Genomic DNA, 10,424 nt, shown 5'->3' on the forward strand with positions numbered 1-10,424 from the left:
CGTCTCGTGGCTTTGAGTCAGCGGCACCGGAGCGAGATCTACAATGTGTGGGCCCCACAGCTCGGCGAGGAGGTGGCCGAAGCCTTGATCTCCCACTTCCCCTCCCGCGACCTCGACGAGCCCGTCACGAAGGAGTTCGTCGAGGTGAAGGTCTCCGAACTCCGCTCCGAGTTGCACCAGGGTTTCGGCGAGATCCGTGACGAGATGCACAAGGGGTTCACGGAGCTTCGTCGAGACTTCGACTCGCGGATGCAGCAGATGACCCTCTGGCTGGCGGGCATGGTCGTCGCCCTGGCTGGGGTAGGAGTCAGCATTGCCCTCGCCTTCGGCTGAGACAGGAGATCCTGTGGCAGAGCGGAGCCTCTACGACGATTACCCCTGGTTCAGGCCCCTCATGGTCGGGTCTCTCGCCGTCACGTGGCTGGCGATCATCGTCACCGTCGTCCGCGCCCTCAGCTGAGATCGACGACCAGGCAGTAGGCGAGGTTCGGGGGCGGAGGGTGGGGATGGCTACCCTGGACAGGGACATGCGGCAACCGACGCGGGACATCTGGACAGAGCTCGAACCTCACCTCGCCGACGTCGAGAAGCCGGCTCGCTACATCGGGCTGGAGCTCGGCGCCCAGACCCCCGAGCACGCGCCGCACAAGGTGTCCTGGCTGCTCACCTACCCCGACACCTACGAGGTCGGGCTCCCCAACCAGGGCCTCCAGATCCTCTACGAGATCCTCAACGAGCGCGACGACGCCGTCGCCGAGCGCTCGTACGCGCCGTGGACCGACCTCGAGGCGGTCCTCCGCCGCGAGAGGATCCCGCTGTTCTCGGTCGACACCCACCGGGCCGCCGGCGAGTTCGACGTCCTCGCCTTCAACCTCTCGGCCGAGCTGACCTTCACCAACCTGCTCAACTGCGTCGACCTGGCCGGCATCCCCGTCCGGGCCCGCGATCGCCACGGCGACCACCCGCTGGTCGCCGCCGGCGGCCACTGCACCTACAACCCCGAGCCCATCGCCGACTTCCTCGACTTCGTGGTCCTGGGCGACGGCGAGGAGGCGGTCGGCGACATCACCGAGGTGCTCCGGGAGTGGAAGGCGGAGTCCCGCCGCACGCCCGAGAGCCGCCACAACGTCCTCCGGGAGCTGTCGCACGTCGAGGGTGTGTACGTCCCGTCGATGTACGAGGTCGACTACGACGGCCCGGTCCTCAAGGCCGTCCGCCCCCGCTACCCCGACGTGCCCGCGCAGGTCGAGAAGCGCACGATCGCCGACCTCGGCCAGTGGCCCTACCCCCGCAACCAGCTGGTGCCCCTCACCGAGGTGGTCCACGACCGGCTCAACGTCGAGGTGTTCCGGGGCTGCACCCGGGGCTGCCGCTTCTGTCAGGCCGGCATGATCACCCGCCCGGTGCGGGAGCGTCCGGCCGACCAGGTCCGGACCATGGTGCAGGAGGGCCTGCGCCGCACCGGCTACGACGAGGTGGCGCTCACCAGCCTCTCCACGGCCGACTTCTCCGGCATCGAGGGCGTCGTCAAGAGCATCGTCGACGGCAGCAGCGACGACCCCACCAGCTGCGGCAACGTGTCGGTGAGCCTGCCCAGCCTCCGGGTCGACGCCTTCACCGTCGGCATCGCCGCCCAGATCCAGAAGGCCCGCCGCACCGGCCTCACCTTCGCCCCCGAGGCCGGTACCTGGCGGATGCGCCAGATCATCAACAAGCTCATCCGCGAAGAGGACCTGTACGGCGCGGTCGACAGCGCCTTCAGCCAGGGCTGGCGCCGGGTGAAGCTGTACTTCCTCACGGGCCTGCCGTCGGAGACCGACGCCGACACGCTCGGCATCGTCGACCTGGCCCGCAACTGCGTCGAGCTGGGCAAGAAGCACAACCGCAACGTGCAGGTGAAGGCGTCGGTCGGCGGCTTCGTGCCCAAGCCCTTCACCCCCTTCCAGTGGTTCGGCCAGAACACGGTGGCCGAGCTGCAGCGCAAGGTGGGCCTGCTGCGCGACGCCGCCCGGGGCAGCCGGCAGCTCCAGCTCACGTGGCACGACCCCAAGGCCACGCTGGTGGAGGGCCTGATGTCCCGCGGCGACCGCCGGCTCGGCCCGGTGATCGAGTCCGTGTGGCGCCAGGGCGGCACGTTCCAGGAGTGGAGCGAGCACTTCGACCTGGCCCTGTGGGAGAAGGCGATGGCGGAGGCCGGGCTCGAGCCCGACTGGTACGTCCACCGGCACCGCACCGAGGACGAGGTCCTCCCCTGGGACCACATCTCCGCCGGCCTCCACAAGGACTTCCTGTGGCAGGACTGGCAGGACGCCCTGGCCGAGGTCGGCCTCCCCGATTGCCGCTGGACGCCCTGCTACGACTGTGGGGCATGCACCGGCTACGGCATCGAGCACGTCGTCGCTTCGCCGGTGCCCCCGGCGGGCGGCAGCCAGGGAACGGGTCAGGACCTCATGCGCGGCACCGGTGTGCCCGTCGCCCTGACCACCAAGCGACCCGTCGGCGTGGGCACACCATGAGCGGCCCGACCGCACCCCGCAAGCTCCGGGTCCGCTTCACCAAGACGGGGAAGGTCCGCTTCACGAGCCACCGTGACGTGGCGCGCATCTGGGAGCGGGCGCTGCGACGGGCCGGGCTTCCCGTCGCCTACTCGGAGGGCTTCTCGCCGCGGCCGCGGCTCAGCTTCGGGCTGGCGCTGTCGACCGGGCACGAGTCGCTCGGCGAGTACCTCGACGTCAACCTGCGGGAGGACGCGCCCGGAGGCGACGTGGCCTGCGAGTTGTTCGCCCTACAGGTCAACCCGGCGCTGCCGGTCGGCCTGGAGGTGCAGGCCGTGGAGCCCCTCGCCGCGGGGGCCGACTCGCTGCAGCAGGCGGTGACGAGCTCCACCTGGCACTTCGAGCTCTCGGGCCTCTCGGACGACGCGCTGGCGGCGGCGATCGCCCGCACGATGGCCACCGACGAGATCGTGGTCACCCGGGAGCGGAAAGGCCAAGAAGTCACCGAGGACATCCGGCCATGTATCCTCGCCTTGCAGGTGCTGCCCCCTGGCACAGGATGCGGGGTGGCAGAGGCCGAGCTGGCGACCCAGCCCAGAAGTTTGCGACCAGCCGAGCTGGTCGACGCGCTCGACCCGGCATTGCATGCCGATCGGGTCGTGCGCATGCATCAATGGACGCTGGTCGGCGGCGCCCGGCAGGAGGTCATCCCCCTCCCCCCGGCAGCGACGCTGGCCCCGCACGCCCAGGCGCGTGCGTCATGAGAAGGGAATCGATAGATGTCAGAGACCGAGGCACGGTCGGAGGCGCCTCAGCGCCCTGAGCCGTCCCCGTCCACCGACGATGCGCAGGTTGCACCCACAACCGGCGACGCGACGGCGGCGGGAGAGACTTCAAGCGAGGCGGCGTCGTCTGACGCCTCTCGCAAACGCCGGCGGCGCGGTTCACGCGGTGGTCGCAAGCGGTCCAAGCCGCGCAGCGAGGGCGGCGACGGCGCCGGTAGCGGCGACGAGGACGATAGCGACGACGGCGACGACGACGAGGGCCCGCCGAGCGACAACGGCAGGTCCCGCAGCTCCCGCAGCAGCCGGGAGCCCGACGAGCTGCCCGACCCGCCGAACGAAGGCCGTCCGTCGGTCGAGGCGGCGGAGAAGGCGCTGGTGCGCAAGGCCGCCCCGTCGGGCGCGCCCAACCGGCCGAAGATCGGCGACACCATGCCCGCACCGGCTGCGGCGGCCGCGCAGGCCGACGCGGACGCCAAGGAAGGCTCGGGTGGCGGACGTCGGCGCCGGGGTCGCGGCGGGCAGTCGAAGACAGGCGCCGTCGTCGGCGCCGGTTCCGGCGCGGGCGCACCGGCCGACGACATGGCCGCCCGCAGCAGTGGCGGCCGCAACAGCGGTGGCGGTGGCGGCGATCGCGCCGGCGATGACACGGGCGCCAAGCGGAAGCGCCGTCGCCGGGGCCGCGGCGGCACTGGCACTGGCAGTGGCAGTGGCCAGGGCAGCGGCTCCAGCCGTCCGGCGGGCCAACCGGTCGAGATGCTCGCGGGCGTCCCCGTCGAGGTCGACGAGGAGACCCTGGAGCGCCGGCGGGGCCGCGAGCGCAAGGGCCGCCCGGTCGGTCGCTACATGATGTGCGTGCACGTCAGCGACAAGGCCACCCAGATCGCGGTGCTGGAGGGCCGGGCGCTCATCGAGCACTACGTGTCCCGCCCGTCCGACGACGTCTCCCAGATCCACGGCAACATCTACCTGGGCAAGGTCCAGAACGTGCTGCCGGGCATGGAGGCGGCGTTCGTCGACATCGGCACCCCCAAGAACGCCGTGCTGTACCGGGGCGACGTCCACTTCGAGAGCGAGGACATCGAGCGCAGTAGCGGCAAGGAGCGCCACCTGCGCATCGAGCAGATGCTGCGGGCCGGTCAGACCATCCTCTGCCAGGTCACCAAGAACCCGATCGGTGCCAAGGGCGCACGCCTCACCCAAGAGGTGTCGCTGCCCGGCCGGTTCGTGGTGCTGATCCCCAACTCGTCGACCTACGGCATCTCCAAGCGCCTCCCCGACGACGAGCGCAAGCGCCTCCGCCAGGTGCTCGACCGGGTGAAGCCGGCGCAGCACGGCATCATCGTGCGCACCGCGGCCGAGGGCGTCACCTCCGACGAGATCGAGAACGACGTCCGCCGCCTGCTGCGCCAGTGGGAGCAGATCGACAGCCTGGCCAAGCGTTCCAAGGCGCCCGCCATGCTCTACCGCGAGCCCGACATGGCCGTCCGGGTGATCCGCGAGGAGTTCAACCAGCACTACCGGGGCGTCGTGATCGACGACCGGGAGCTCTACGAGCAGGTGCGCGACTACGTCGGCTCGATCAGCCCCACGCTGGCCGACCGGGTGGAGTACTACGACCCCTCGGCCGAGGACCTGCCGCTGTTCGAGAAGCACCACGTCCACGAGCAGCTGCACCGGGCGCTCGACCCCAAGGTCTGGCTGCCGTCCGGTGGCTCGCTGATCATCGAGAAGACCGAGGCCCTCACGGTCATCGACGTGAACACCGGCAAGAACGTCGGCAAGTCGAGCCTCGAGGAGACGGTCTTCAAGAACAACCTCGAGGCCGCCGTCGAGATCGCGCGCCAGCTGCGGCTGCGCGACATCGGTGGCATCATCGTGGTCGACTTCATCGACATGGAGCGTCGCGACAACCGCGACGAGGTGGCGCACGTGTTCCGCGACGCCTTGTCCCGCGACAAGACCCGCACTCAGGTGTTCGAGATCTCCGAGCTGGGGCTCTGCGAGATGACCCGCAAGCGCATCGGCGAAGGGCTGCTCGAGTCGTTCTCGACGCACTGCCCGATGTGCGAAGGTCGTGGGGTCCTGGTCGACAAGGAGCTGTTGCCGGACTAGGGGAGGCGACGAGGGTGGGCGAGCTGGTTCCGGAAGAGCAACAGAGGCAACAACAGCCGGTGGTGGCCCGGCGCGACATGCGCGTGTCCGACGAGGACCGCCACGCCGTGGTCGACGAGCTGCGGGTGCACTTCAGCCTCGGCCGGATCGACCTGGCCGAGCTGGAGGACCGGGTGACCGGCGCGCTCGAGGCCAAGGTGCGCGGCGACCTCGAGCCGCTGCTCACCGACCTCCCCGAGCTGCGGCCCACGTCCAACTACAACGGCCCGCCCATCCGGGAGCGCGACCGGCCCGAGGGCGAGGCGTTCCGGGCGCACTTCTACCTGTGGGCCGTGCTGTCGGTGTTCTTCGTCGTGATCTGGGCCGGCACCGCGGCCCAGGCCGACGGCGACGTGCCGTTCTGGCCCGTCTTCCCCATCGCGGGGATCGGCCTGACGGTCGGGGTCCACGCGGCGCTGCGCAAGGCGACCGAGAACTAGCCCCTCCGCGGCTGGGCTCGGTAGGCTGGCGCGCCGCCTTCCCGGCGGAACCCCCTGAGTAGGTAAGGCTCTCGCATGTACGCAGTCATCAGGACCGGTGGCAAGCAGCACCGGGTGGAAGAGGGACAGACGCTCGACATCGAGCTGATCGGCGACGACGACAAGGTCGAGCTGAAGCCGATCCTGCTGGTCGACGGCGACACCGTGCTGGCCAAGCCGAGCGAGCTGACCAAGGCCACCGTCAGCGCCAAGGTGCTGGGTGAGACCAAGGGCCCGAAGATCAACGGGTTCACCTACAAGAACAAGAGCAACAACAGCAAGCGCTGGGGTCACCGCCAGCGGTACACCACCATAGAGATCACCGGGATCTCCAAGGGCTGAACGGGAGGCCGACATGTCGAAGACCAAGGGCGCCGGTTCAACTCGAAACGGCCGCGACTCACAGAGCAAGCGCCTCGGCGTCAAGGCGTTCGACGGCACCGCCGTCCACGCCGGCACGATCATCGTGCGCCAGCGGGGCACCCGGTTCCACCCGGGCGAGAACGTCGGACGGGGCGGCGACGACACGCTGTTCGCCCTGATCGACGGCAAGGTGAAGTTCGGCCAGCGACGCGGTCGCAAGCTGGTCGACATCCTGCCCTCCGAGTAGCCCGGCCACCGCGCCGAGGCGAGGTACACCGCCACGTCACAGCAACAGTTCGTCGACGAATGCAACCTGCACGTCAAAGGCGGTGATGGCGGGGCCGGGGCGGTGGCGTTCCGGCGCGAGGCCCACGTCCCCAAGGGCGGGCCCGACGGTGGTGACGGCGGCAACGGCGGCGACGTCTGGCTGGTCGCCAACCGCAACGTCGCCTCGCTCCTGTCGTTCAAGGACACGCCGTTCCGGCGCGCCACCAACGGCACCCACGGCCAGGGCAAGGGTCGCCACGGGCGAGCCGGCAGCGACATGGTGGTGATGGTGCCGGAGGGCACCCAGGTGCTCGACCGCGACGGCGTCGTCATCGCCGACCTGGTCCACGCCGGCGACCGCTACCTGGCGGCCGCCGGTGGCCGTGGCGGGCGGGGCAACGCCAAGTTCCTGTCCAACAAGCGCCGCGTGCCGGGGTTCGCCGAGCAGGGTGAGATCGGCGAGGAGCACTGGCTGCGGCTGGAGCTGAAGCTGCTGGCCGACGTGGCGCTCGTCGGGTTCCCCAACGTGGGCAAGTCGACGCTGATCAGCCGCATGTCGGCCGCCAAGCCGAAGATCGCCGACTACCCGTTCACCACGCTGGAGCCGCACCTCGGGGTCGTCCGGCTGGAGGACACCTTCGAGTACGTGGTGGCCGACGTGCCGGGCCTCATCGAGGGCGCCAGCGAGGGGAAGGGGCTGGGCCACCGGTTCCTGCGCCACGTGGAGCGGGCCCGGGTGCTGTGCGTGTTGATCGACCTGGCCCCGGTCGCCCCGGCGCCGCCCGCCGAGCAGCTGGCGGTGCTCCTGCACGAGCTGGAGGCCTACCAACCCGACCTGCTCGCCCGCCCCCGCCTGGTCATCGGCAGCCGCGTCGACCTGGAGGAGTCGGGTTCTGACGGGTCCGACGACCCCGGGGTCGAGCTCGACCTGCGGGTGTCCGCCGTGGTCGGGACCGGGGTGGCGGAGCTGCGGGGTCGGCTGGCCGACGCCGTGCGGCTGGCCCGGGAGGAGCTGGCGGAGCCGACCCAGTTCGTGGTCCATCGGCCGATACGGCAGGGCTACGAGGTGGTGCGCGACGGCGACCGCTGGATGGTGGAGGGACGTGAGGTGGTGCGGGCGGTGGCGCTGTCGGACCTCACCCGGCCCGACGCCCTGGCCGAGGCCCACCGCCGCCTGAAGAAGCTGGGAGTCGACCGGGCCCTTGCCCGAGCGGGAGCCCAGCAGGGCGATACGGTGCAGATCGGCGGACTGGCATTCGAGTACTCCGACGACGACATATCAACATAGGAAGACGAGGATGAGGCGGTAGGACAAGGGTGACGTACTCGTGATCGTGGTCGCCAAGATCGGCAGCTCTTCGATTACCGACGAATCAGGTCACATCGACAAGTCGGCCGTCGCCAAGTTCTGCACCGAGGTGGCGGCGTTGTGGGAGATCGGCCATCGGGTGGTGGTCGTGACCAGTGGTGCGATCGCCGCGGGCCTCCCCGCCCTGGGCCTCGACCACCGTCGCACCCGTGACGCGGTCACCCTGCAGGCGGTGTCGGCCATCGGGCAGAGCCGGCTCATGCGGGTGTACGACGCCGCGCTGGGCGAGATGGGCCTGGTCGGGGGACAGATCCTGCTGGCCCCGCTCGACTTCATGATGCGCCAGCAGTACCTCCACGCCCGGTCGACGCTGAACCGGCTGCTGGAGCTGGGCGTGGTGCCGGTGATCAACGAGAACGACGCCATCGCCGACGACGAGATCCGCTTCGGCGACAACGACCGTCTGGCGGCCCTGGTGGCCCACCTGCTGAAGGCCGACCTGCTGGTGCTGCTCACCGACCAGCCCGGCCTGCTCACCGCCGACCCCCGCTTCGACGCCCAGGCGTCGCTGATCGAGGAGATCGTCGAGCTGGACCACACGCTCGACGCCGTGGTCGGCGGGGCGGGCGACCGGGGGAGCGGCGGCATGGCGTCGAAGCTGGCGGCCGCCAAGATCGCCGCCTGGTCGGGTGTGCGGGCGGTGATCGCCCAGGCCGACCGGCCCAACGTGCTGGTCGACGCGGTCCACGGCGCCAACGGCGTGGGCACCGTGGTGGTGCCCCGGGGACGTCGCCTGGGGGCGCGCAAGCTGTGGATCGCCTTCGCCGTCGGGTCGACGGGCACGATCGTGGTCGACGAGGGCGCCCGGACCGCCGTGTTCGGGCGGGGCAAGTCGCTGCTGCCGGCCGGAGTGGTGGAGGTGAAGGGCAGCTTCGAGGTCGACGCTCCCGTCGAGATCGCCACCAAGGATGGTCAGGTGTTCGCCAAGGGCCTCACCCGGATCGACGCCGCCGGCCTGCGGGCGGTGGCCGGCCAGCGCACCCCCGACCTGCCCGAGGGCGTGCCCCACGAGGTCATCCACCGCGACGACCTCGTCGTCCTCCCGCGGTAGGGGTGTCGGTGGGCGAGGGTGTGGATCCGACGTCGGGCGACGGGTTCGTCCTGGTCGCGGACGGGACCGCACGGTGGGGCCTCTACGGCGCCGCCGGGTTGCTGGTCCGCCACGTCGACGCGGCCACCGGGGCAGCGTCGATCTTCGTGGCGCTGCGCTCGCAGTGGACCCACATGGGCGGCAAGTGGGCGGTCCCCGGCGGGGCGCTCGCCCTCGGCGAGACACCGGTGGAGGCGGCGCTCCGCGAGTTCCGCGAGGAGATCGGGATGTCGCTGCCGGCCGAGCGGGTGGTCGAGATCCACGAGGACGACCACGGCGGCTGGTCGTACTGGACCGTCGTCCTCGACGTCGACGAGCCTTTCCCCCTGCCCACGGGCATCAACTGGGAGACCGCCGAGGTCCGCTGGGCCGTGGCGCACGAGCTCCACGACCTCGCGCTCCTCGAACCCTTCCGCGCCACCCTGATCCGCTTGGCGCTCCTGCCCGGGCCCGGCTGACGGCCGGGCGAAGGCCGCTCAGCTCCCCTCGGGCTTCGCGGCCTCCTCCTTCTCGGTGGCGGGGATCTCGGGGACGTCGTCGGTGACGGACGGGGCGCCGATGCCGAGCTGGTCCTTGATCTGCGACAGCCGGGCCTGGGCCTCGACGTTCATCGACGCCGACTCGACCTCGAGCATCCGTGACTCGACCGAGGTGTCGGTGAGCTCCGACATGCCCTTGGCCTTGGCGTAGCGGGCCTCGATCTTGTCGCGCACCTCGTTGAGGGTGGGCACGTCCTCGCCGACCGTCTCCGACAGCGACGACATGGCCTTGTTCATCGTCTCCTGCATCTTGGCCTGGTCGAGCTGCGACAGGAGCTTCTGTCGCTCGGCCAGCTTCTGCTGGAGGGCCATGGCGTTCTGCTCGACGGCCTTCTTCGCCTGGTTGGCCGCGTCGGTCGACTGGAGGTGCATCTGCTTGAGGTCGTCGACCTCCTTCTCCAGCTGGATCAGGCGGTTGGCGAAGGCCTCGGCCGTGGACGTGAACTGCGCCGACTTGGTGGCGTCGCCGGACTTCGCCGCGTCGTCGGCCATCCGCACCGCCTGCACGGCGTTGCCGTTGACCTTCTCGAGCTCGCCCATGGTGCGGTTGAGCCGCATCTCGGTCTGCTTCTGGTGCGCGATGACGTTGGCCGCCTGCTCCTTGAGCCGGCGCTGCTGGTCCTGCGCCTCGGTCAACGCCTGCTCCAGCTGGACCTTGGGGTCGGCCCGCTCGCTGAACGACGATGACAGCTTCGCCGTCATGTACTTCCACCACCGCCGGATCAGTTTCAACATGCGACCACCCTACGCTAGAGCTGTGACAGTCAAGGCCGCGCAGCGTCTTGACCCCGCTTGGGGCTGCGGCGGGTGGTTGGAGGGCCGTGACAGTCAGGACTCCGGGTCGTCGGCCTTAGCCTCGGGGGATCGACTCGGATCTGCGGCTGGC

10 protein-coding genes and 1 pseudogene are annotated in these 10,424 nt (G+C 70.4%); 10 read left to right on the forward strand and 1 reads right to left on the reverse strand.

The window, feature by feature from the left end:
* The 10 genes and pseudogenes from VK611_21795 to VK611_21840 form a co-directional block, all read left to right on the forward strand.
* On the forward strand, window positions 1–333 hold a 333-nt coding region (locus tag VK611_21795), incomplete at its 5' end, for a hypothetical protein (protein ID HMG43981.1).
* Between the two features lie 194 nt (window positions 334–527).
* Window positions 528–2,516 (forward strand): TIGR03960 family B12-binding radical SAM protein, encoded by a 1,989-nt coding sequence (locus VK611_21800; GenBank protein ID HMG43982.1) that lies wholly within the window; start codon window positions 528–530, stop codon window positions 2,514–2,516.
* Complete coding sequence (locus VK611_21805) at window positions 2,513–3,259, forward strand: TIGR03936 family radical SAM-associated protein (GenBank protein HMG43983.1); 747 nt, start codon at window positions 2,513–2,515, stop codon at window positions 3,257–3,259. Before VK611_21800 ends, VK611_21805 begins: the two co-directional genes overlap by 4 nt.
* Window positions 3,260–3,274: 15 nt before the next feature.
* Window positions 3,275–5,392 (forward strand): Rne/Rng family ribonuclease, encoded by a 2,118-nt coding sequence (locus VK611_21810; protein ID HMG43984.1) that lies wholly within the window; start codon window positions 3,275–3,277, stop codon window positions 5,390–5,392.
* Between the two features lie 14 nt (window positions 5,393–5,406).
* On the forward strand, window positions 5,407–5,871 hold the full coding sequence (locus VK611_21815; GenBank protein ID HMG43985.1) for a DUF1707 domain-containing protein: 465 nt from the start codon (window positions 5,407–5,409) through the stop codon (window positions 5,869–5,871).
* A 75-nt stretch (window positions 5,872–5,946) separates the two neighbouring features.
* Complete coding sequence (gene rplU / locus VK611_21820) at window positions 5,947–6,252, forward strand: 50S ribosomal protein L21 (GenBank protein HMG43986.1); 306 nt, start codon at window positions 5,947–5,949, stop codon at window positions 6,250–6,252.
* 13 nt (window positions 6,253–6,265) lie between these two features.
* Entirely contained in the window at window positions 6,266–6,520 is a 255-nt protein-coding gene (gene rpmA / locus VK611_21825; protein ID HMG43987.1) for a 50S ribosomal protein L27, read from the forward strand.
* A gap of 54 nt (window positions 6,521–6,574) precedes the next feature.
* Window positions 6,575–7,828 (forward strand): annotated as a pseudogene (obgE, locus tag VK611_21830) (GTPase ObgE).
* Window positions 7,829–7,868: 40 nt separating this feature from the next.
* A complete protein-coding gene (gene proB / locus VK611_21835) occupies window positions 7,869–8,960 on the forward strand; it encodes a glutamate 5-kinase (GenBank protein HMG43988.1) in 1,092 nt (363 codons plus the stop codon).
* A gap of 8 nt (window positions 8,961–8,968) precedes the next feature.
* Complete coding sequence (locus tag VK611_21840) at window positions 8,969–9,457, forward strand: NUDIX domain-containing protein (protein HMG43989.1); 489 nt, start codon at window positions 8,969–8,971, stop codon at window positions 9,455–9,457.
* An 18-nt stretch (window positions 9,458–9,475) separates the two neighbouring features.
* Here VK611_21840 and VK611_21845 read toward each other — a convergent pair whose 3' ends face one another.
* Window positions 9,476–10,273: a PspA/IM30 family protein gene (locus VK611_21845; GenBank protein ID HMG43990.1), complete on the reverse strand. Its 798-nt coding sequence runs from the start codon at window positions 10,271–10,273 to the stop codon at window positions 9,476–9,478.
* Window positions 10,274–10,424 lie beyond the last annotated feature (151 nt).

This window comes from Acidimicrobiales bacterium (genome assembly GCA_035316325.1).
GTDB lineage: Bacteria > Actinomycetota > Acidimicrobiia > Acidimicrobiales > VFJN01 > DASXTK01.